21 protein-coding genes are annotated in these 21,900 nt (G+C 70.6%); 8 read left to right on the top strand and 13 right to left on the bottom strand.

The window, feature by feature from the left end; genetic code table 11:
- Positions 1–71 precede the first annotated feature (71 nt).
- From N788_RS06030 to N788_RS05995, 8 genes are read right to left on the bottom strand one after another with little or no spacing between them, the layout of a single operon-like run.
- Positions 72–1,838, bottom strand: a complete 1,767-nt coding sequence (locus tag N788_RS06030) for a hypothetical protein (protein ID WP_034222375.1) — start codon at positions 1,836–1,838, stop codon at positions 72–74.
- Positions 1,835–3,970, bottom strand: coding sequence for a DUF4175 family protein (locus tag N788_RS14825; RefSeq protein WP_051924425.1), 2,136 nt, complete (start codon positions 3,968–3,970; stop codon positions 1,835–1,837). The genes N788_RS06030 and N788_RS14825 overlap by 4 nt, the downstream gene beginning before the upstream one ends.
- Entirely contained in the window at positions 3,967–5,127 is a 1,161-nt protein-coding gene (locus tag N788_RS06020; protein WP_034222372.1) for a BatA domain-containing protein, read from the bottom strand. Before N788_RS06020 ends, N788_RS14825 begins: the two co-directional genes overlap by 4 nt.
- On the bottom strand, positions 5,124–6,020 hold the full coding sequence (locus N788_RS06015; protein WP_034222440.1) for a DUF58 domain-containing protein: 897 nt from the start codon (positions 6,018–6,020) through the stop codon (positions 5,124–5,126). The genes N788_RS06020 and N788_RS06015 overlap by 4 nt, the downstream gene beginning before the upstream one ends.
- A 7-nt stretch (positions 6,021–6,027) precedes the next feature.
- Positions 6,028–7,020: an AAA family ATPase gene (locus tag N788_RS06010; RefSeq protein WP_034222370.1), complete on the bottom strand. Its 993-nt coding sequence runs from the start codon at positions 7,018–7,020 to the stop codon at positions 6,028–6,030.
- A gap of 16 nt (positions 7,021–7,036) precedes the next feature.
- On the bottom strand, positions 7,037–7,774 hold the full coding sequence (locus tag N788_RS06005) for a DUF4159 domain-containing protein (RefSeq protein WP_034222367.1): 738 nt from the start codon (positions 7,772–7,774) through the stop codon (positions 7,037–7,039).
- Positions 7,775–7,789: 15 nt separating this feature from the next.
- A complete protein-coding gene (locus tag N788_RS06000) occupies positions 7,790–9,124 on the bottom strand; it encodes a TldD/PmbA family protein (RefSeq protein WP_034222366.1) in 1,335 nt (444 codons plus the stop codon).
- A gap of 21 nt (positions 9,125–9,145) precedes the next feature.
- Positions 9,146–10,774: a TldD/PmbA family protein gene (locus N788_RS05995; protein WP_034222362.1), complete on the bottom strand. Its 1,629-nt coding sequence runs from the start codon at positions 10,772–10,774 to the stop codon at positions 9,146–9,148.
- A gap of 164 nt (positions 10,775–10,938) precedes the next feature.
- Here N788_RS05995 and N788_RS05990 point away from each other — a divergent pair, with 164 nt between their 5' ends.
- The 5 genes from N788_RS05990 to N788_RS05970 are packed head-to-tail and all read left to right on the top strand — an operon-like array spanning position 10,939 to position 15,453.
- On the top strand, positions 10,939–11,754 hold the full coding sequence (locus tag N788_RS05990) for a DUF3014 domain-containing protein (RefSeq protein WP_034222358.1): 816 nt from the start codon (positions 10,939–10,941) through the stop codon (positions 11,752–11,754).
- Between the two features lie 39 nt (positions 11,755–11,793).
- Positions 11,794–12,549: a YiiX/YebB-like N1pC/P60 family cysteine hydrolase gene (locus N788_RS05985; RefSeq protein ID WP_034222356.1), complete on the top strand. Its 756-nt coding sequence runs from the start codon at positions 11,794–11,796 to the stop codon at positions 12,547–12,549.
- Positions 12,546–13,670, top strand: coding sequence for a GGDEF domain-containing protein (locus N788_RS05980; protein ID WP_034222353.1), 1,125 nt, complete (start codon positions 12,546–12,548; stop codon positions 13,668–13,670). Before N788_RS05985 ends, N788_RS05980 begins: the two co-directional genes overlap by 4 nt.
- A gap of 44 nt (positions 13,671–13,714) precedes the next feature.
- Positions 13,715–14,752, top strand: a complete 1,038-nt coding sequence (locus N788_RS05975) for a class I SAM-dependent methyltransferase (protein WP_051924424.1) — start codon at positions 13,715–13,717, stop codon at positions 14,750–14,752.
- A complete protein-coding gene (locus N788_RS05970) occupies positions 14,749–15,453 on the top strand; it encodes a pseudouridine synthase (RefSeq protein ID WP_034222351.1) in 705 nt (234 codons plus the stop codon). Before N788_RS05975 ends, N788_RS05970 begins: the two co-directional genes overlap by 4 nt.
- A gap of 72 nt (positions 15,454–15,525) precedes the next feature.
- On the opposite strand, the gene N788_RS05965 is transcribed toward N788_RS05970, so the two are convergent.
- On the bottom strand, positions 15,526–16,008 hold the full coding sequence (locus N788_RS05965; protein WP_034222349.1) for a YajQ family cyclic di-GMP-binding protein: 483 nt from the start codon (positions 16,006–16,008) through the stop codon (positions 15,526–15,528).
- 188 nt (positions 16,009–16,196) lie between these two features.
- On the opposite strand from N788_RS05965, the gene N788_RS05960 reads away from it, so the two are divergent.
- Both N788_RS05960 and N788_RS05955 read left to right on the top strand, forming a co-directional pair.
- Positions 16,197–16,871 carry an RcnB family protein gene (locus N788_RS05960; protein WP_084695917.1) on the top strand — a complete coding sequence of 225 codons (675 nt, stop codon included), beginning with the start codon at positions 16,197–16,199 and terminating at the stop codon, positions 16,869–16,871.
- Between the two features lie 197 nt (positions 16,872–17,068).
- Positions 17,069–17,386 carry a hypothetical protein gene (locus N788_RS05955; RefSeq protein ID WP_034222348.1) on the top strand — a complete coding sequence of 106 codons (318 nt, stop codon included), beginning with the start codon at positions 17,069–17,071 and terminating at the stop codon, positions 17,384–17,386.
- 59 nt (positions 17,387–17,445) lie between these two features.
- Here N788_RS05955 and dinB read toward each other — a convergent pair whose 3' ends face one another.
- The 4 genes from dinB to N788_RS05935 all read right to left on the bottom strand — a co-directional run bounded on the left by dinB (position 17,446) and on the right by N788_RS05935 (position 21,078).
- Positions 17,446–18,540, bottom strand: a complete 1,095-nt coding sequence (gene dinB / locus N788_RS05950; protein ID WP_051924427.1) for a DNA polymerase IV — start codon at positions 18,538–18,540, stop codon at positions 17,446–17,448.
- Between the two features lie 101 nt (positions 18,541–18,641).
- The gene (locus N788_RS05945; RefSeq protein ID WP_051924422.1) at positions 18,642–19,649 is read right to left on the bottom strand and encodes a GlxA family transcriptional regulator; all 1,008 of its coding nucleotides are present in this window, start codon (positions 19,647–19,649) and stop codon (positions 18,642–18,644) included.
- Positions 19,636–20,070: a hypothetical protein gene (locus N788_RS05940; protein ID WP_034222346.1), complete on the bottom strand. Its 435-nt coding sequence runs from the start codon at positions 20,068–20,070 to the stop codon at positions 19,636–19,638. Before N788_RS05940 ends, N788_RS05945 begins: the two co-directional genes overlap by 14 nt.
- 141 nt (positions 20,071–20,211) lie before the next feature.
- Positions 20,212–21,078 carry a hypothetical protein gene (locus tag N788_RS05935; RefSeq protein ID WP_034222344.1) on the bottom strand — a complete coding sequence of 289 codons (867 nt, stop codon included), beginning with the start codon at positions 21,076–21,078 and terminating at the stop codon, positions 20,212–20,214.
- A 159-nt stretch (positions 21,079–21,237) separates the two neighbouring features.
- On the opposite strand from N788_RS05935, the gene N788_RS05930 reads away from it, so the two are divergent.
- A complete protein-coding gene (locus N788_RS05930) occupies positions 21,238–21,771 on the top strand; it encodes an EF-hand domain-containing protein (protein ID WP_051924421.1) in 534 nt (177 codons plus the stop codon).
- Positions 21,772–21,900 lie beyond the last annotated feature (129 nt).

Genomic DNA, 21,900 nt, shown 5'->3' with positions numbered 1-21,900 from the left:
ATCGACGACCGCCTTGGCGGCGAGCCGCTGGACGCCGCGCAGGAACGGGCCGCCCGCGACGCGGGCTGGCGCTAGGCGGCCACGGCCGGCCGGCGTTCGAACCACCACAGCGCCGCGCTCGCCAGCAGCCAGCCCAGCCACCAGGGCCAGCGCGGGCCCGGCACCTTGCGCGGCTGGGATGCGACGGTGGCCGACGGCGCCACCAGGGCCTGCGTGGCCGCATGGCGCTGCGCCGCCAGCATCGCCGGATAGCGTTCCGGGGCGCGCACCTGCAGCGGCGATGACTGGCCGTCGTGTTCGAGCCAGTGCCGACCGGTTTGTTCCGGCCAATAGCCGGCGCAGGCAGCCGCGCCGCTGGCCGGATCGACCTGCAGTGCCATCGCGTTTCCGTCGGGTGCGACCACGCTGGCGTCCTCCGGCAGGCCGCACAGCATTGCGCGCTCGCCGAGCCAGGCCGGGGCCAGCGGCGCGGGGCGCCGTGGGTCGCGTGCCCGCGCCAGGGTCTGCACGATGTCGGCCCACAGCTGCCCGTGCGCCGAACGGCGGCCCGTCAGCCACAGCCGGTAGCTGTCCGACAGGACCGACGCCGCGACCCGGCCGCGGCCTTCCTGCCGCCAGGCCACCAGGGCCTCGCCGTCCGGCGCGGCATGCAGGACGCGGCCATCGCGGGCCGAAAGTTCCAGCGGGCGGCGGGACAGCTGCGGGGCGCGGTCGGTGGCGGCCACCGCGGAGTCCGCCGCGCGGACGTCGGGCTGTTCGGTGCCGGGCCAGGTCAGGCCCTGGAGAAGGTCGGCGTCTTCGACCGCCAGGCCCCAGTCGCGCAGCGCGGTGGCGTCGCGTTCGGGCAGCGGGCCGGTGATGCGCACGAGCACGCCCAGGCCCTCGCGCACCGCGCTGCGAAGTTCATTCCGGCCGTTGGCGCCCAGGCCGGCCCAGGCGCGTTCGTCCAGGACCACCAGGTCGAAGTCGGCGAAGCGCGCGGCGCTGGCCGTCACCGGGGCATCGCCGAGTTGCGTGCCGCCGCCCACGTCGATGACCGTGTGCAGGGAGAGTCCGGTATCGGCCGCCCAGCGGCGCAGGTACTTGAGTTCGGGGCTGGGGCCGCCCGCCAGCACGAGCAGGCGGGGGCGCGCCGGCGCCACGACCTCGAGCGGCAGCGCCTCTTCGCCCAGGGTTTGGCCATCGGCGTCCTGCCAGCGCAGCTGGAAGTCGGTGGGACCGGCCAGGCCGGCGCGGCCCGGGAGGCGGAAAGCGCCGTCCGCATCGGGCGTGGTTTGGGCCAGTACCGCCCCCGCGGGGTCGAGCAGCTGGACGTTCGCGTCGGCGGGTCCGCGGACCTGGCCACGCACCTCGAAGGCCTGGCCCTGGACGACGCGGTCAGGCAGGTCCAGCGCGTGCAGGCCGTCCGGCAATGGCGCGGGTTCGAAGGCCAGCGGCAGGCCGTGGGCCGCTGCCTGGTCACGGGCCGGCAACCCGTGGCCGAGCACGCGAACTGAAGCGAAGCCGGGATGACGCCGCAGCGCGGTCGCCAGGTCGGGCACGCGTTCGAGCTCCGGCGGCACCGCGACACCCGGCAGCGCGACCCGGTGCTGCGCCGGATCGGCGGCAGGTATTTCCACGGTCCCGGGCGTCAGCACCACCAGGGTGAACGCAGGCGGGGAGGTTTCGGGCGGGAACAGGGCCAGCCACAGCAGGCCGGTCACCACGGCCTGCGCGGCGATGCGTCCGGTCGCCTGGCGCGCGGCCAGCGCGCCCGAGCGCACGCGCAGCGCCAGCCTCAGGCTGGAAAGCACGACGGCGAAAACCAGCAGGCTGGCGACGACGAGACTGGTGTTCACGGCGTGGCCTCCGCGGGCAGCGCATCAAGGTAGGCCTGCCCCATCGCATCGGGGGCGGGCCGGCCATCCGGGCCCGTGGTCGGGCGCGGCAGCAGCGGCCACAGCAGCGCGCGCAGCCGCTGTCGGCACGCGGTGCAGCCCGGGTCGGCGCGCAGGGTTTCCAGGGCGGCCAGCAACGACAGGGGATCGGCGATGCGTTCGGCGTTGTCGTCCAGCCACGCCGTCATCGGCGCCAGGTCGGGCGTTTCGTTTTCCTGTGCCAGCGCCAGCCACAGGGCGGGCACCGGCGTCGGCGCCGGCTGCGCAGGCACCAGGCCGTCGCGCCGGTCGGCAATGCCTTCGCGATCACCGCCCATGCGCCGGCTCTCCTCGATCGGCGGCAGTTCCAGGCCGACGCGCGCCAGGTAGATGCGGCTGGCCTGCTGCACCTGCTTGATGAACTGCAGCGCCCGGTAGGCGTGCGGCAGCGCGCGCTCGGGCTGGCCCTGGCGCAGTTCGCCTTCCGAGGACCACATGGCATCCAGCGCCTGCCTGAGCAGGGCGCGGGTCTGCGGGTCGAGCAGGGTGGCGGCTTCGGCGTCGTCGTGGGTGTGGCCGTATTGCTCGAGCACGTTGACGGCACCGCCCAGCGGGCCGGCGGCGTCGCCGGCGTGGTCGTGGCCGTCGTCGTCGGTGTGGGCCGGCCCGTCGTCGTGCCCGTCGGCCTGCCCGTCGTCCAGGCCGGGCGGCGGCTCGGGGCCGCCCTCGTTTTCCTCGCCGAGGAACTGGCCGTAGCGCATGCGCAGGATGCGCTGGTCGACGCCGATCACGTCGGAACGTTTGACGAAGTCATCCGCCGGCAGCGTCGGGCGCTGCGGCACCAGCGCCTCGATGTCCAGGATGATCTGGCGCTGGCTGCGGAAATAGGCCGGCAGCGCTTTTTGCACCAGGCCTTCCATGCCGGTCGATTCGGTCGCGGGCGGCATCGGCCACCGCAGGATCAGGCTGGGGCTGCGGCTGGTCTGCGGCGCCGGCGTGCGCTGGTCGCTCACTTCAAGGCGCGCGATCAGGTCGTCGCCCTGCGCCAGGCCCAGGGCGTCCAGGTCGAGGGTGTGGCGGTAGCGGCGCAGTGTCGGCTCGCCTTCGCCGCGCAGCGCCAGGCTGCGTTCGCTCACCTGCACCTGCTCGCCGCTGCCCTGGGCCAGGGTGATGAACAGGCGGGCGTCGCCCAGGCCGTGGTCGTCGCTGGCCTCGAAATCGAGCAGCCAGCGGCGTTGGCCATCGGCGCGCAGGGTGAGCGGACGCTCGGGGCTGACGACGCGGATCGTCGGCGCCTGGTCCGCGATGGCGTCGAGGCGATGCAGGTCGTCGTCGGCCAGCGGCAGGGGCGACGTGGTCTGGATGCGATACAGCAAGGAACGGGCAAGCGTGTGCTCGCCGACCCAGTGTTCACCGTCGCGGACCAGCGCCAGTTCGCCGCCGTCGTGCCAACGCAACGCCACGGCGTCGGGCTGCGGCGAGAACCTGAGCTGCCAGCGCAGCGTCGACCCCGCGGGCGCCTGCAGCGACAGCCCCGGTTCCTGGCGGGTCGGCAATCCGGTGTAGCCGGGTGGCTCGACCGTGACGCTGCTTTCGTGCAGCGTCAGGATCGTCGGCGCGGCGTCGGCGTCGGCGACGCCGGCCGCAGCGGGCGCGGGCGCGGCCATCGGCGCGGCGGACGGCGGCAACACCACCGCGGCGAGCACGGCGATCGTTCCGGTCAGGAACGCGGCGACCAGTGCGCGACGCGGCCAGGCCGGCCGGGGGTCGATCGCCGACCGCCCAAGCTGCTTGGCCACGTGCGCCTGTTGCAGGCCCTGCAGCGGGCCCAGCGTCTGCGGCGGTGCGAACAGCAGGTCGGCGCTGTCCTGCATCGCCGGGTCGGCGTTGAGCCGCCGTGCGAGCCAGCGGTCGTCATGGCGCGCGCGCTGCCGGTGCCAGGCAACGAACGCCAGCAGTGACAGGGCCGCTGCCGCGAGACCTGCGCCCAGGGGTGCCTGCAGCCGCACGCCCCAGGCCCCGACCGCCGCCAACAGCGGCAGCAGCCACAGGACGTTGGCGGCCAGCAGGCGCAAGCCGATCGCGCGCCGGGTGTGGAGCAGCGGGCGGTTCACGCCGGCCTCCGCGTCGGCAGGCCGGCGGCGAGCCAGCGCTCGACGACAAACAGCGCGGCCAGCACCAGGACCAGCCACGGTGCCAGCGGCGGCGAGGGCGGGGTGAAAGCCGGGCCGTCGTCCCGGGGCACATGCCGCCGGGCATCGACGCGCGCGGGCGCCGCCGGCGGCGGCTGCAGCTGCTGCAGGAGCCAACGCGGGAAGCGCGGGTCGAGCAATTCCGGGAACGCCGCCGGCTCCAGCGGCTGGGCGAACTGCAGGATCCGGCCCGCCTGGAAACCGGCGGCGCGCAGGCGCACCGAACCCTCTTCGCCGCGCCAGGCGACCTGGCCGGCGGCGTCGACGGGCCAGTGCGTCGTATCGGCGATGAGCAGCGTGCCGCCGTCGCGGGCGAAGTCGAGCACGTTGGCCGGCACCGCGCCGTCGGCGAGCCAGGCCAGCACCCGGGTATCGTCAGGCCAGCTGGCGCCCGCTGCCATCAGGGTCTCGCCAGGCGGCGGTGCCGGGTCCGTCGTTGCCAGCCAGGCGCGCTGCGCCGCTGCCAGCCATTTCGCCTGGTGGGCGTGGTCGGGTCCATGGCGCACCGCCATGGCCGGCGGCGGTTCGTCTTGCCTGTCCGGGGCCGGGTCTGGCGTCGATGCCTCCGCCACCAGCCACTGCACCGGACGCGAAAGACGCGGCCGTTCGCCGTCGACGCCGTCGAGGATCGCCGGCACGTGCACGACCAGGGCCTTGCCCGGCGGCAGCCCGGCGTCCGCCTCGCGCAGCAGGCTCGACACCGGCACCGGCGCCTCGGGTACGGCCGAATCGATGTGCGGGAAACCGGGGGCGAGCCAGCGCAGCTCGGCGCCCTCGGGGGCTTCTGGCACCGGCAGGGAAGGGTGCACCAATACGCGCGGGGGTCCCGCCTGATCGTCCGTGAACCAAGGCGCCGCCAGCAGCAGCGCCAGCCCGGCCACCAGCGCCAGGCGCAGCGCCAGCAGCAGCCAGTGCTCGATCCGCAGCCGCTGCCGCGGTCGCTGCCGGGCGTGCAGCCAGCGCAAGGCCGCGAACATCGTCGGCTGCTGCTGTTCGCGCCGCGCCAGGTGCACGAGCAGGGGCACCACCAGCCCGAGCAGGGCCAGCAATCCCAGCGGCATGGCGAGCCCGAAACTCATGCGCGCTCCGCGGCGCCGGGCGCCAGCAGGCGTCGCAGCGGCAGGTCCATCGGCTCGTCCAGCCAGGCCACGTCGCTGCGGATGCCGGCGGCGGCCAGGCGTGCGTGCTGGCGTCGGCGCGCGTCAGTGAATTCGGCCAGGAAGGCCGCGCGCGCCGACGGGGCATCCGTCACCCGCTCCTCGCCGCTTTCCGGGTCGCGGAAGCGATGGCCGCCGCGGAAGGGGAAGTCACGCTCCTCGGCGGTGAGCAGCTGCAGGTGCATCACCTCGCGGCGCGCCGCGGACAGCTTTTCCATCAGCCCGATGCAGGCTTCGTCGAAGCCGTCGCTGAGCACCAGCACCAGGTGACCCGGTCCGATGCGCTCCCACAGCGGCCGCAGCCGACCTTCGTCCGGCCAGCCACCGCCTGAACGCAGCGCGTGCAGTCCGAGCAGGCAGCGATCGCGCTGCCGCGGGCCGGCGCCGGCGGGCACCAGGTGCAGGCCGTCGCCGCCGATGGCCGCGAAGCCGAACTGGTCGCCCTGGCGCAGCGCCAGTTCGAATGCGCAGGCCGCCAGGCCGCGGGCCAGGTCGAGCCGGTTCCAGCCGGAACGCGCGGCGTCGCCCTGCGCCATCGAGGCGCTGGTATCGACCAGGACCCAGGCGGTGAGCGGGCTGTCGCGTTCGGCCTCGCGCACGAAGAAGCGGTCCGAGCGGGCGTAGAGTTTCCAGTCGACCTGGCGCAGTTCGTCGCCCGGTTCGTAGGCACGGTACTGCGCGAACTCCAGGCCGGCACCGCGGCTGCGGCTGCGGTGCTGGCCGAAGCCATGTCCGCCCGTGGCCCGCCGCCCGTCCAGGCGCAGGTCGCGCAGCCGGGCGCGTACCGCGGCGGGGATGAAGTCCGGGCCGGACATGGTGGCCTCAGGCCGGGTGCGGGACCGCACGCAGCAGCGCCGCCACGATGTCGTCGGCGGACTTCTGTTCGGCCTCGGCGGCGAAGGACAGCAGCAGGCGATGGCGGAGCACCGGCGCGGCCAGGGCCAGTACGTCGTCGCGGGTGACGGCGAAGCGCCCGTGCAGCAGCGCGCGCGCCTTGCAGGCCAGCACCAGCGACTGGCCGGCGCGCGGGCCGGCGCCCCATTTCACGTATTGGTTGATGTCGGCCGGCGCCTCGGGGCCCGGGCGGCTCGAGCGCACCAGCCGGGTGATCCAGTCCAGCAGGTCGGCGCCCAGGTGAACCTCGCGCACGCGCGCCTGCAGGGCCAGCACCTCGTCGCCGTTCATCACCCGCGGCACCTTGGGCGGTTTGCCGCCCGTGGTCTGCTCGATGATGTCGCGCTCTTCGGTTTCGCTCGGATAGTCGACCCGGATGTGCAGCAGGAAACGGTCGAGCTGGGCTTCGGGCAGCGGGTAGGTGCCGGCCTGTTCCAGCGGATTCTGCGTCGCCAGCACGAAAAACGGCTCGGGCAGGGCGTGGGTGGTGCCGGCGTAGCTGACGGTGTGTTCCTGCATGGCCTCGAGCAGCGCCGCCTGGGTCTTGGGCGGGGTGCGGTTGAGTTCATCGGCCAGCAGCAGGTGGGTGAACACCGGCCCGGGCTGGAACTTGAAGTGGCGGTGGCCGGTGCCGTGGTCTTCTTCCAGGATCTCGGTGCCCAGGATGTCGCTGGGCATCAGGTCGGGCGTGAACTGCACGCGCCGGAAGCCCAGGTCCAGGGCCTGGCCCAGGGTGCGAACCAGCAGGGTCTTGCCCAGTCCGGGCACGCCTTCGAGCAGGCAGTGGCCGCCGGCCAGCAGGCCGGTGAGCAGCTGTTCGACCACGTCGTGCTGGCCGACGATGGCCTGGCCGATGGCGTCGCGCAGCGGGCCGATGCGGTCGAGCAGGGTCTGCAGGTCGGCGGGGGTGTGGGTGTTCATGTCGGTTCCATCCGGGTCAGGCGGTCAGTGCGTACATCACGATGTTGACGGCGAACTTGGTGTTGTCCTCGGCCAGCCAGCGCTTGTTGCGCCAGTCGTAGTCCCATTCGCAGCCGTAGTCCTTGTTGCTGTAGAGCACGCCCAGGCGGCCGTCGATCTCGATGCCTTTGAGGTAGTCGTGCACCAGGTCGTCGCCCCAGCCGTTGAGTTCGAAGCCGGTGGTCGGCGGGCCGTCGAAGCGGAAGAAGCTCGAATAGACCGGATGCCGGTTGGACAGCTTCTTGAGCGACTGCGGCCCGAAGATGGCCGCCATCTCGGCTTCGAAGGATTTGGCGAACAGGCCGTCGATGTCGTGGTTGCAGTCGTCCACGAAGACGAAGCCGCCGTTGCGCACGTACCGTTCGAAGTTGCGGCGTTCGTCGGGGTTGAACTCCACCAGCTTGTGGCCGGACAGGTAGCAGAACGGCGCCTGCAGCATGCGCGGGTCGGCCAGGGCCAGCACGTGCTCCTTCGGGTCCACCCGCAGCCGGGTGTAGTCGATGAGCGACGTGATGATGTTGGCCGGCATGCGCTGGTCGACGTCCCAGTCGCCGGAGTCGTACATCAGCCGGGTGAACCAGAAGTCGTAGTCGCCTACGCTGCCGGTGCCTGTAGGAGCGGCTTCAGCCGCGAAGCTTTCACCGAAAAGCTTCGCGGCTGAAGCCCCTCCTACAAGAGCGGCGCCGAGCAGGCCAAGGAAACGACGGCGTTGCATCGGCGCCACGTTGCATCAAACCGCGTCGGACAACGAGGTGAAGGTGAAGTCGCGCAGCTTCATCGGCGGGATCAGCATGGTGAACGGCGATTCGTCGCCGCTGATGCGCACCGGCTTGCCCAGTTCCTCGATGTTGTTGAGCATGATCACCGGCGACTCGTTGAAGCGGAAGTTCTTCACCGGGTGCTTGATCTCGCCGTTTTCGATGTAGAAGGTGCCGTCGCGGGTGAGGCCGGTCAGCAGCACCGTCTGCGGGTCGACCATGCGGATGTACCAGGTGCGGGTGACCAGGATGCCCTTCTGCGTGCTTTTCACCAGCTCGGCCGTGGACTTGTCGCCGCCGGCCATCAGCAGGTTGCCGGGCTGGCCGATCGCACGCTTGCCTTTTTCCTTGGCCCAGAACCGCGAGTACTGCAGGTACTCGACCTTGCCGTCCTTGATGATCGGGTGCTTTTCGCGCGGCAGGCCCTGGTCGTCCCAGGGCATCACGGCCGCGTCCGCGTGCCAGGGGTCGGCCATGATGTTCACGCGCGGATCGTAGACCTGCTCGCCCAGGCGCGTGCCGCCGCCCTTCTTGGACAGGAAGCTGCGGCCTTCGTCGGCCTGGCGGGCGTCGAAGAAGAACATCATGAAGCTGATCAGTCCCGCGGCTGCGGCCGGCTCCAGGATGACGGTGTACTTGCCGGGTTCGAGTGCCTTGGCTTCGGCCGAGTCGCGGGCCTTCTGGATGGCCACGGCGATGGCCTCGTCGGCCTTGAACTTGCTGATGTCGCCGGTGTTGCGCGACACCCAGCCCGAGCCCCGGCCGTCTTCGGTGCGAACGGTGCAGGTGTAGTCGACGTTGGTCGCCTGCTGGTAGCCGAAGTTGCCCTTGGAGTTGGCGAAGGCGAAGAAGCTCTGGTCGTCCTGCAGGAAACCCGCGGCGACCAGGCCACCGTCCTTGCTCGGGCCGATCGAAGCGGCCGCCACCTGGGCCCGCTGCTGCGGGGTGATGTCGGCGGTGGCCTGCACGAAGGTCGGCGAGGCCTTGTAGTCCTGCTTGCCGATGATCGGCATGTATTCCGGGTTCTCCGGCGCCAACCTGGCCAGCTCTTCGGAGCGGCGAACCACGCGTTCGAGCGAGGCGTCGTCGAAGCTGTTGATGGTGGTGATGCCTTCGCGCTTGCCGTAGGCCGACTGCACGATCAACTGGGCATTGGAAACGATGCCGCTGGTCGAGACGTTGTTCAGCGCGAAGCGGATGTTGCCGGTGATCGATCCCGACAGCGTCGCGGTGCACTCGTCGGCCTGGGAAAGCGCCAGGACCTTGTCCAGGATCGCCTTGGCTTGTTCTTCGGTGTAGATGCTCATGGTCTAGGGCTCCTGCGCCGGTCAGCCGATGTTGCGGGCGGTGTTGATGACGTTCATGCCGTCGAAGCGGGCCGTGGACGACCCATGCGAAACGGCCGAGACCTGGCCTGGCTGGCCCTTGCCGTCGAAGAAGCTGCCGCCGATGCGGTAGTCGGATTCGTCGCAGATGGCCGAACAGGCGTTCCAGAACTCCGGCGTGCGGATCTGGTAGGCGACGTCCTCGATCATGCGGCTGATCTTGCCGTCCTCGATCTCGTAGAACAGCTGGCCGCCGAACTGGGCGTTGTAGCGCTGCTGGTCGATCGAGAAGGAGCCGTCGCCGATGATGTAGATGCCCTTCTCGACGTCCTTGATCATGTCCTCGACGCTGAGCTTCTGCTTGCCCGGCGCCAGCGACACGTTGGCCATGCGCTGGAACTGCACGCTGGCCCAGGAGTCGGCGTAGCAGCAGCCGTGCGATTCGGATTCGCCGATGATGTGGGCCTGGTCGCGGATGGCCTGGTAATTGACCAGCACGCCGTCCTTCACCAGGTCCCACTTCTTGGTCTTGACGCCTTCGTCGTCGTAGCCGACCGCGCCCAGGCTGCCTTCCTGCACCTTGTCGGCGAACAGGTTGACGATGTCGCTGCCGTACTGGAACCGGTTCTCGCGCTTGTCGAGCGTGGCGAAGCTGGTGCCGGCGTAGTTGGCCTCGTAGCCCAGCACGCGGTCGAGTTCGAGCGGATGGCCGACGTTTTCGTGGATGGTCAGGAACAGGTTGGTCGGGTCGAGCACCAGGTCGTACTTGCCCGGCTTGACCGACGGCGCCTTGAGCTTTTCACGCGCCTGCTTGGCGGCGGCGACGGCGTCTTCGATCATGTCGTAGGACTTGCCGTAGTTGACGACGCCGTTGGGCGAGACGAAGCGGTCGCCCGGCTTGCCTTCCAGGTATTCGTAGCCCAGGCCCATCGGCGCCGACAGGCCGTCGCGGGTGCGGAACTTGCCGCTTTCCTTGTCCACGGCGGTGACCGTGAACGGGGCCCAGATGCGGTGCACGTCCTGGTCGATGTAGCTGCCGTCGGTGGAGGCGAAGTATTTCTGTTCATTGACCAGGAACAGGGTGGAATTGACGAAGTTGGCGCCGGCGGCCATGGCCGCGGCGTTCACGCCCAGCAGCAGGTCGACCTTCTCCTTCACCGGCACTTCCATGGCGTTCTTGACGATCGGCGTGCGCCAGCTGACCTCGCCGAAGCCCTTCACCGGGGCCAGCTGCACCGGCGTGGTCTGCAGGCCGGCGTTGGCCTTGGCGATCGCGGCGGCCTGGCGGGCCGCGTTGGCGACGCCGGAGGTGCTCAGGTCGCTGGTGGCGGCGAAGCCCCAGGCGCCGTTGGCGATCACGCGGATGCCGACGCCCGTGGATTCGGTGTTCACCACGTTCTGCACCTTGTCTTCGCGGGTGACCACGAACTGCTGCAGGTAGCGGCCGATGCGCACGTCGCAATAGCTTGCGCCGGCGTCACGGGCCGCCTGCAGGGCGGCGTCGGCCATGGCCTTCTTGATGGCGACGTCGAGCGTGGTCACCAGCTCGGAGGCGGCGATCACGCGGCCGTAGGGCATCACCAGGCCGGCGACGCCGAGTCCCGTGAGCGTTAGGAAGTTGCGTCTGTCCATCGTGTGACTCCAGGAAGGCGATAGGGCGGGGGCCCGCCCGACTCTGGTGGGCGCCGGGAAGAGCGTCAAGTGACGATTGGCCTAGTGGGCAACCGGCGTGCGTTTCGCGGAACTTCAGCACATCGGCGTAGTCTGAGCAGGCGTACCGCAGCAAGGAGCATCGCATGAGCACGCGTTTCAAGGCCGGCCCCTGGCTGGCGGTCGCCTTCCTGGTCGCCTGTGGCGTCGTCGCCTGGAAGTTCTATCCGCGTGAAGAACCCGCGCCGCCCCAGCCTGCGCCGGTGGCCGCTCCCGTGGCCGAAGCGCCGGTGGAGCCGGCGGTGCTGCATCCGATCGAAGACGTGCCGGTGCTGCCCGAAGAAACGCCCGCCGAGCCGCTGCCTGCGCTCGCCGACAGCGATGCCGTGGCCTGGGCCGCGCTCGCCGGCCTGCTCGAGGGTGGTGACCTGGCGGCCTGGCTGGTGCCCGAGTACCTGGTGCAGCGGCTGGTGACCACCATCGACAACCTGCCGCGCCGGGACATTACCCGCCAGGCCTACGCCGCCAGGCCCGTCGGGGGCGAGCTCAAGCGGGTCGAATCGGGCGAGGAACACTACCTGGACCGCGCCAACTTCGCCCGCTACGACGCGGCGGTGGCGGTTTTCGAAGGCCTCGATTCGCGCCGGCTGGTGTCGACCTACGTGCGCTTCTACCCGCTGCTGGACCAGGCCTATCGCGAGGTCGGCGTCCCGGGCAAGACCTTCAACGACCGCCTGGTCGAGGTGATCGACCACCTGCTGGCCGCGCCCGAACCGGGCGGCAACCTGGCCCTGGTGCCGGTGCAGGGCCGGCCGCGCTGGGCTTTCGCCGACCCGCGCCTGGAGCAGGGCTCGATCGGCCACAAGGCCCTGTGGCGCATGGGCCCCGACCATGCCGTGCGCGTGAAGGCCAAGCTGGCCCAGCTGCGCGAACTGCTGGCCGCCCAGCCTCCGGGCCGCTGACGCTTCGCGGGGCCGCGGCCATGCGCTAGGCTTGCGCGCATGTCGCCGCTCAGATCGATCGGGCGCCGGCTGGCCCGGTTCCTGGCCAAGCCGCGCGAACGCAGCAGCCACCTGCCCACCAGTCCGCCCCACCTGCTGGCCGCGACACTGCGCAAGGGCGACGTGTTGCTGGTCGAAGGCAGCAGCCGCTTCGCCACCGCCATCAAGTACCTGACCCAGTCGACCTGGTCGCACGCGGCGCTGTGCATCGGCGACACCCTGGGCCCGCCGGCGCCCGGGGAGGAACCGCGCATCTTCGTGGACGTGGACGTGGTCGAGGGCGTCCGCACCATCCCGCTCTCGACGTTTTCGAACCTGCACGTGCGCATCTGCCGGCCGGTCGGCCTGTCGGAAGACGAAATCGACGCGCTGGTGCGCTTCATGCTCGAGCGCAAGGGCATCACCTACGACCTCAAGAACATCTTCGACCTGGCCCGCTACCTGGTGCGCACGCCGCCGGTGCCGGGCTCGATGAAGCGCCAGCTGCTGGCCTTGGGCAGCGGCGAGCCGACCAAGGCGATCTGCTCGACCCTGCTGGCCCAGGCCTTTGCATCGATCCGCTATCCGATCCTTCCCGAAATCGAGCGCGTGGATACCGGCACCAAGGGTGGCCAGCGCGCCCGCCGTGAAATCCTGCGCATCCGCCACCACAGCCTGTACGTGCCGCGCGACTTCGACGTCTCGCCGTTCTTCCAGATCGTCAAGCCGCGGCTGGCGCAGGGCTTCGACCACAACGCCCTGGTCTGGCAGGCATGACCCGGCCCGCGTCCGCCGCCGCCGACCCGCGGGCCTGGCGACTGGCGCAGGTGGTGCGCGACACCTACGAACGCTCCAAGCTGGCCGGCTTCCTGTACCTGTTCGGCTGGGCCGTGGTGGGCTGGCTGGCCGGCGCCCACCAGTTCGCGCCCTGGCCCAGCCTGGCGATGGCGGGGGTGTTCCTGGTGGTGGGCGTGCTGCGCCTGGTGATGCGGCCGCCTGCGGCCGAGGACGCCGCCGCCAACCAGCGCTGGCTTCGCCACTACGCCCTGGTGCTTCCGCTGGCGCCGCTGGCCTGGTCCGGCGTGCAGGGCTGGATGCTGCTCGATCCGCGCTTCAGTCCCGAACTGCGCATGGTGTCGCTGATCGCCACCATCGGCTACGCCACCGTGTTCGTGAACGTCTACACCACGGTGCGCCGTTTCGCCGTGGTCGGCGCCAGCCTGCTGTTCGTGCCGACGCTGGTGATCCTGTGGCTCGATCCGGGCCAGCGGGCACTGGCGGTGGCGATGACCTTCTACGCGGTTTACCTGGTCGGGGCGCTGCTGCGTACGCACGCCGAGTATCGCCGCCGGCTCGAACTCGACATCGCGCTGCGCGAACAACGCGACCTCTTCGAAGGCCTGAGTCGCACCGATGCCCTGACCGGCGTGTACAACCGGCGGCACTTCGGCGCGCGCCTGGAGCAGCTGACGGCATCGGCGCGTGGCGGCGGGCCGGGCTTCACCTTGTTGTTGCTGGACATAGACCACTTCAAGCAGGTCAACGACCGCCACGGCCATGGCGTCGGCGACGCCTGCCTGCAGGGACTCGCCGCGCGCCTGCAGTCGGCGTTTCCGGCGCCGCGGGCCTTGCTGGCCCGGCTGGGTGGCGAAGAATTCGGCGTTCTCAGCGAAGACGCGCACGAGCAGGTCGCCGAGGCCGCCCAGGCCCTGCGGCGCGACCTGGCGGCGCGGCCCCTGGTCGTCGATGGCTGTCCGCTGGCGATCACCGTCAGCATCGGCATCGGCCGCTTCGGGCCGCAGCGGCACGGCGATGCCGACGGCCTGTACCGGGCGGTCGACCGCGCGCTCTACGCCGCCAAGGACGAAGGTCGCGACCGCGTGGCCGTGGATGCCTGAGCACACACGCTAGACTTGCGACCCCGCCGCCGACGAGCCTGCCCGTGCCCACCGGTTCCGCCGACCCCGTCCTCGACACCCTGTTCCTGCCCCTGGCTTCCGGGGCGCTGGCCTGGCCGGCCGCGGGTTCGAGCCTGTTCCTGCGTGCCCGCGGCGGTGTCGCCCTGAACGCGGTGCGCGAACACCGACCCGTGTGCGAACAGGGCTTCAAACCCTGGGCCGATGCGCTGGCCCGCGATGGCTTCGCGGTCTCGGAATCCAATACCGGGCGCTTCGAACTGGTGATGCTGCTGGCCCCGCGCCAGCGCGAGGAGTCGCGCGCGCTGCTCGCCCGGGCCGTGGCGCAGGCCACCCAGGGCGGGGTGGTGCTGGCCTGCGCGGCCAACAAGGAAGGCGCGCGCTCGCTGCAGGACGACCTCGAGCGCCTGGCCGGACCGGTGCACGCGTTGACCAAGAACCACTGCCGCGCGGTCTGGACCGCCCCGCTGGGCAAGGCCGTGGATGCGGCGCTGCTGGAAGAATGGCAGGCGCTGGACGCTCCGCGTCCGATCCTCGACGGCCGTTACCTGAGCCGGCCGGGGCTGTTCGCCTGGGACCGGGTGGATGCGGCGTCGGCGCTGCTGGCGACGCACCTGCCGACCGACCTGGCCGGGCAGGGCGCCGACCTGGGCGCCGGCTGGGGTTACCTGGCGACGCAGGTGATCGCGCGATGCCCGGCGGTGACCGGGCTGGACCTGTATGAAGCCGAGGCGCGGGCACTGGCCTTGGCGCGGCAGAACCTGGCCGGCGGTCGCCTGGCGCCGGGCCTTTATTGGCACGACGTCACCAGCGGCCTGCCGCGGCGCTACGATTTCATCGTCACCAATCCCCCTTTCCACCAGCGTCGCGCCGACGAACCGGAGCTGGGTCGGGCGTTCATCGCGGCGGCCGCGGCGGCGCTGCAGCCCGGCGGTCGGCTGTGGCTGGTGGCCAATCGCCACCTGGCCTACGAACAGGCGCTGGCCTCGGGGTTCGCCAGCGTGCGCAAGCACGCCGATGCCGACGGATTCAAGGTGATCGAAGCGATCAAGGCGGCCGCATGAAATTGGTCAAGCTGCTCGCCAACCTCGGTTACGGCAGCCGCAAGCAGGTGGCGCTGATGTTCCGCGAAGGCCGGGTCACCGATGCCGCGGGCGAGGTGCTTTACGCCGACGACGTCGTCGGCCATGCCGACGTTCGCCTCGACGGCGAACCGCTGGATCCGCCCCAGGGCATGCTGCTCCTGCTGCACAAGCCCGTGGGTTACACCTGTTCGACCAAGGATCCGGGCCGGGTGGTCTATGACCTGCTGCCGCCGCGCTTCCGGCTGCGCAACCCGCTGCTTTCGACGGTGGGAAGACTGGACCGCGACACCTCGGGCCTGCTGCTGATGACCGACGACGGCGCCTTGCTGCACCGGATCACGTCGCCGAAATCACACCTGCCCAAGGTGTACGAAGCCACCCTGGCCCAGGACCTGCGCGGCGACGAGGCCGGCGTATTCGCCAGCGGCACGCTGATGCTGGAGTCGGAAAAGACGCCGCTGGCGCCCGCGGGACTGGACGTACTCGAGCCCCGTCGCGCCAACGTCACCCTGGTCGAGGGCCGCTACCACCAGATCCGGCGCATGTTCGCGGCGGTGGGCAACCACGTGCAAAGCCTGCACCGGCACCGGCTCGGCGGCCTGGACCTGGCCGGCCTGGCGCCGGGCGAGTGGCGCCTGCTCGGCGACGCCGAACGCGAACGCCTGTTCCAGACGCCCTGAACCTGTGGGAGGGACTTCAGTCCCGAAGCTTTTCGGGACTGAAGTCCCTCCCACGGGAGGTCGAGGCGTCTTTCAGTCGCGGAAGTTGTCGAACTGCAGCGGGATGTCCAGGTCCGACTTCTTCAGCAGGGCCATCGCGTCCTGCAGGTCGTCGCGCTTCTTGCCCGATACGCGCAGCTTTTCGCCGTTGATCTGGGCCTCGACCTTGAGCTTGGCTTCCTTGAGCGTGGCGACGATCTTCTTGGCCAGCTTCTGCTCGATGCCCTGCTTGACGGTGATCTTTTGCCGGGCCTGGGCCAGGTTGATCTCCGGTTCGCCGACGTCCAGGCAACGGATGTCGATGCCGCGGGCGATCAGGCGGGCTTGCAGGATGTCGAGCATCTGCTTGAGCTGGAAATCGCTCGGCGCCTTCTGCGTCACCACGAAACCGTCGAGCTCGAAGCTCGCGTCCTGGCCCTTGAAGTCGAAGCGGTTGCCGAGTTCGCGGTTGGCGGTGTCCACGGCATTGGTCAGTTCATGTTTGTCCACTTCGGACACGACGTCGAACGAGGGCATCGTTGGCTCCTGCTTGGGTTTGCGGCCAATTCTAGCCGAGGCGGCAGCCCGTTCATGCGCCTGAATGCAGGATCGCCCTTCACGTCGGGCGAATGCTGGATTCAAGGGCAATTCAGCGCCGCCAACGCAATCATTCGCCCCGTGGCCGGAGGCATCCGCCCGCACCCCGTTCCCCGAGGGCTATGAACATGAAAAGAGTACTGATGGTTTCGATGGCCGCCCTGCTGGCCAGCGCTACCGTGATGCCGGCGGCTGCGCAGGACGTGCGCGCCCGCGTCGTGGCGGGCGAGACGGCCCGCGAGGGCAAGGGCCCGATGCGCGCCGACCAGCGCGAAGACCGCCGCGAAAACCGCCACGACCGCCGGGACGACCGCCGTGACTGGCGCGCCGATCGCCGCGACGACCGCCACGACCGCCGGGACGACCGTCGTGACTGGCGTGCCGATCGCCGTGACGACCGCCACGACCGCCGGGACGACCGTCGTGACTGGCGTGCGGACCGCCGCGACGACCGCCACGACCGCCGTGACGATCGCCGCGACTGGCGCCGTGACCACCGCAACAACCATCGCTACGTCCGCCACGACGACCGTCGCTGGCGCGGCAACCACTGGCGTTCCGAATACCGCTACCGCGCCCCGGTCCGCTACGTCTATCCGTCGGGCCATCGCCATGTGCGCTGGAACGTCGGACACCGCATGCCGCCGGCGTATTACGCCCGCCCGTACTACGTGGACTACCGTGCCTATCACCTGCCGCCGCCGCCCTATGGCTACCGCTGGGTGCGCTCGGACCGCGACGTGGTGCTGGTGGCACTCGCCACGGGCCTGGTGCTCGACGTGCTTTACGACCTGTACTACTGAGCCTTCGGGCAAGGTGTCAGCTTCGAGGGGCCGGCCATGCCGGCCCCTCTTCGTTCACGCACATGGCCAAGGCCTGACTTGTGATCGCCGGCTAACGAATTGCGAACGCGCGCTTCAGTGGCGGTTGGAGCACGGGGCATCAGGGTGGACCGCGAAGCCCCGGGCTTCATTCCCCCCGTGATTGGAAGGAGTACGACATGAGCAAGTACAGCATCCCCGCCTCCCTGTTCTGTGCCACCGCCCTGGCGATGTCCGTGTCCGCATTCGCGCAGGACCCCGTGCCGGCGGTCGACCCGGTGCCGGATCCGGCCCTTGAAGCCAACCTCGATGCCGAGGCCCGGTTCGATGGCCTGGACACGGACCGCGACGGCTTCATCGAAAAGACCGACATCCCGCCCGAGCACTCGCTGGCCCTGGAGTTCGAAGCGGCGGACACCAACCGCGACGCCCGCCTGAGCCGGGTCGAGTTCGACGCGCACCTGGGCGAGCCGGGTGACGAGGAAGAGTCCGAGTAAACAACGCAAGGCGTCAATCCAGGGAAGGAGCGAACGGGCGGCCATTGGCCGCCCGTTCTTTATTCGTCCCCTGGCTGGCCTGTTTCGAACAGCCCGGGCTGCGGAGGGGCCTCGTGGTGGCCACGGAAGTTGGCCAGGCCGACGCCAACCAGGCGGTAGCGGGTGTGCGCCGGCAGGTCGACCCGCGCGCGCAGCTCCATCGCGATCGCCGTGAACGCCTCCAGGCTCGCCGGCGGCACCGTCGGCGTCAGGCTTCGGGTGAGGATGCGGAAGTCCGAGGTCTTGAGCTTGAGCACGACGGTGCGTGGACTGCGTTCGGTCTCGCGCTCGGCGCCGGCCCAGGCCTTGGCGGCCAGCCGCACGATGGTTTCGCCGGTTTCCTCCAGGCGCAGGTCGGTCTCGAAGGTATCTTCGGCCGACACCTGGGTGGTCGGGCGTTCGGTCCGCACCGGGTTCTCGTCGATGCCCTGCGAGAGTTCATGCAGGCGCCGGCCCCAGCGCCCGAAACGCGCCTCGAGGCCGTCGCCCCCGTGCGCGCGCAGCTGGCCGACGGTGCGGATGCCCAGCGCGGCGAGTTTCGCCTCCATCACCTTGCCCACGCCCGGCAGCTTGCCGACCGCCAGGGGCGTAAGGAAATCGGCGACCATCGCCGGCTTCACCACGAAGATGCCGTCGGGCTTGCGCCAGTCGCTGGCGATCTTGGCCAGGAACTTGTTGGGGGCGACGCCAGCCGACGCCGTGAGCGCGGTGTCCTCGCGGATCTGGCTGCGGATGGCTTCGGCGACGGCGGTCGCGCTGCCGAGTCCAAGCTTGTTCTGCGTGACGTCCAGGTAGGCCTCGTCCAGCGACAGGGGTTCGACCAGGTCGGTATGGCGCGCGAAGATCTCGCGCACCTGGCGTGACACCGCCTTGTAGCGGGCGAAGTCAGGCGGCACGAACACCGCCTGCGGGCACAGTTTTTCGGCCCGCAGCGCCGGCATCGCCGAGCGCACGCCGAAGGTGCGCGCCTCGTAGCTGGCCGCGCAAACCACCGACCGCGCCCCGCGCCAGGCCACGACCACCGGCCGGCCGCGCAGCGACGGGTCGTCGCGCTGCTCCACCGAGGCGTAGAACGCATCCATGTCCACGTGCACGATTTTGCGCGGTGATGCCATGGGCCCATTGTCGCGCAGCGCGGCCATGGCCGCTTTGCCGGTCGGCGGGGCTGGGTAACGGCCCCGGACGGCCCTTGTTCGGGCTCAAGCGGCGCAAGCGGTCAGTGCGGGCGCAGCCGGAAGCGTTCGCGGTAGTCGGCGGGCGTGAGTGACGTGGCGCGCTTGAACAGTTTGCGGAAGCTCGAGCTGTCCGAGTAGCCGCAACGTTCGACGATTTCGTCGAAGCTCAGCAGCGTCGTCTCCAGCAGCGCCTTGGCGCGTTCGACCCGCAGGTACTGCAGGCGCGCCAGCGGGGTGGCGTCGAAGTGCTGGCGGAAGTGGCGCAGCAGGCTGCGTTCGGAGGTGCCGCAATGCCGGGCCAGTTCGGTGATCGAGAGGTCGCGGTGCAGTTCCCGCTGCAGGAAGCCTTCGGCCTTCTCGGACAGCGAATGCCGCGGCCGTTCCGACAGGGCCAGGCTGATGTAGGGGGCCTGGCTGCTGCGGTCGGGGTCGAGCAGCATCATCCGGGCGGTGTTCTGGGCCAGCGCCGGGTCGGCCACGCGCGCCAGCACCTGCAGCACGTAGCCCATCACGGCGGTGCTGGCCCCCGTGGTGGCGATGTCGCCCTCGTCGCAGACCATGCGCTGCACGTCCAGGCGGACCCGCGGGAAGCGCTCCCGGAACGCGCCGTCGAGCCACCAGCTGGTGGTGGCGCCGCGACCGTCGAGCAAACCGGCCTCGGCCAGCAGCAGGCTGCCGCAGCAGTTCGCGGCCAGCGGTACGCCGCGCAGCGACACCGCGCGCAGCAGTTCGATTTCCGGCCCGTAGCCGGCGATGCGCCGGAACGCGTCGCCGACGCTGTCATGCATGAAGCCCGGTACCAGCAGCAGGTCCAGCGCGCGATCCGATGACTGCACCGGTCCCATCACCAGGCCGCCGTCGATGGTGATGGAGGCCTGGCCGCGGGCGCCGACGAGCACGGTTTCGAGCCGCAGGGGGGTCGCCGGGTCGCGCAGGCGCGCCAGTTTCTGCGCGATCTTGAGCAGGTCCATCACGCCCGTGTAGCAGGACGCCATGGCGCCATCCATGGCCAGCAGGCCCAGCGTGAAGCGGGTTTCAGCGGGGGACATACACCGATCCCGAGTGGGTGGTCAGCCAGTCGAGCACGGGCGCGGGCACGGCCAGCGCCGGCAGGTCGTCCTGGGCTTGCTGGTCGCAGGCCAGCAGCCGGACGTGGCCGGGATGGCCCGCGGGCAGGGCCGTGGCCGAGGGCGCCACCAGGGTCGGCTGGCCGCCGTCGTCGAGCGTCAGCAGCCATAGGCCCGGGGGCACCGGGCTGCCGCGGTGGCAGCTGTTGGCGACCCGCAGGCGCAGGTCGGGGCCCTCGGTGGGCAGCAGGCGCCAGTGCTGCAGCGCGCTGTTGAAGACGGCGTCGTAGCGGGTGCCTTCGACGAAAATGGCTTCGTCGGCGGCGGGCGTCGCCGCACGGGGGGCGGGGGACAGGGCCAACAGCAGGGCAGTAACCAGCGTGAAGGGCATCAGGCGTTTCATCACGGACTCCTCGTGTCCCGGGCGGGGGATGCCGGGGTGGACACAGGGTCTCGCCAGGGAGTCTGCCCCGGCAGTGGCGAAAACGCCATCCTGAGGGCGAAATCCGCCGGGCCGACGGGAGGGCCCGCCCGCCGGGGTGGGTCAGCAGCCGTCGGTGTAGTGCAGCCAGCCCGTGACCAGGCCGCCTTCGGTCTCGACGCGCTCGACCCGTCCGCAGTGCAGCACCGGCTGCTGGTCGCCCGGTGGCAGCCAGCGCGGCTGGTCCTCGCCGGGCACGGTGTCGCCCGCCGGCACCGGTTGCACCGTCTCGATGTCGCCGCTGCCCAGGTCCACGAGGCAGTCGAATCGGTCACCACCGGAATCCACCAGCCGCACCATCGCCTTGCCGCGGTTCATCGGCCAGGCCTTGCTGGCGCCCTCGGTGACCACGCCGCCGTCGAAGGCGCAGCGCAGGACGGCCGGGCCAAGCGTCGGCAGCCAGCGGCTCCAGTCCTCGTCCGGCTTGCCGGCGGCATCAAAACTCGGCGCATTCTCCAGGTCGAGTCCGAACTCGACCGTGCAGCAGCCACTGCCCTGGCGGCCGTCGGCGAAGTGCAGCGCCGCGCTGTAGGGCATGGCCGGGCCATTGGCCATGGTGTCGAAACACTGGGCCGGCGAAAGGACCGCGCCGGTGAAGGCGTCGGGTTCGTCTTCCGGGGCGCCCCGGAAGGTCCAGGCCCCGGTCTCGGTGGCGGCAAGATCGCCGACCAGCAAGGTTTCGTTGCCCGGTTCGGTCAGCACCCCGCCCTGGTGGCCGAGCTCGAGCGACCAGAAGGGTTCGTTGCCGCGACAGCTGAAGCTGCGGGGTACCTGGCCATCCGGTGTTTCTCCCGCCGGTGCGGGTTCCGGTTCGGCGGCATCGGGGAACGGGCTGGTTGCGTTGTCAACGACCAGGGCGGGTGGTTGGGGTGCCGGCGAACAGGCGGCCAGGACCAGGGCGGTGAACGACAGCAGCAAGGCAGCACGCATGGCGGAGCTCCGGCGGGGAAAGCCACGATGCCGCAGCCCCCGGTCCCCGGCAAGCTGAACGCAGGCGGGCAGGCGCGGCGGTTCGGGTCAACCGGCGTGGCGGCCGGGCGTTTTTACCTGGCAAGGGCGGAATCCCCCGCCAGGAAACGGAGAACCCACATGCGCAAGACCCTCCTCTTCACCGCCCTGGCCCTGGCCAGTGGCCTCGTGGTGGCGCAGACGTCCGCGCCCACCGACGCCCGCGGCGACCGCGAGGCGCAACGCGCCGAATGGCGCGCCAAAGCCGACGCGCGCTTTGCCGAAGCCGACAAGGACGGCGACGGAACGCTCGACCGCATCGAAGTGCAGGGCATGAGCGAGCGGCTGGCGGAAAATTTCGAACGTGTCGATGCCAACGCCGACGGCGAACTGAGCCGGGACGAACTCCGGGCCATGCACACGAAGATGGCGACGATGCGCCATCACGGGCGCAAGGGCGCCGGCCGCATGGGCTACATGCAGGGCCTGATCAAGGGCATGGACGACGACGGCAACGGCGCCATCAGCCGGGCCGAGCTCGGCGACAAGGCGCCGAAGCTGGCCGAAAACTTCGCCACCATCGATGCCAATGGCGACGGCGAACTGAGCCGCGAGGAAATGCGCGAGTTCGGCAAGGCCCGCCGCGCCGAGCGCCGCGAAGCCGATCAGGGCTGACGCGGCTGCAGCCACCGGGCGGGAGGTTCCCGGGCATCCCGCCCGGGAACGGATTCATTCCCCCCACCCCGCCCGGGGCCGAGGCCACCCAGCCGTTGCCAAGGCCGGGTGACGCCGGGCTTCCGGGAA

The sequence above is a fragment of the Arenimonas donghaensis DSM 18148 = HO3-R19 genome (assembly GCF_000743535.1).
Classification (GTDB): Bacteria; Pseudomonadota; Gammaproteobacteria; order Xanthomonadales; family Xanthomonadaceae; genus Arenimonas; species Arenimonas donghaensis.
Note: the sequence above shows the minus strand (reverse complement) of the source record. Positions and strands in the feature narration are given on the sequence as shown.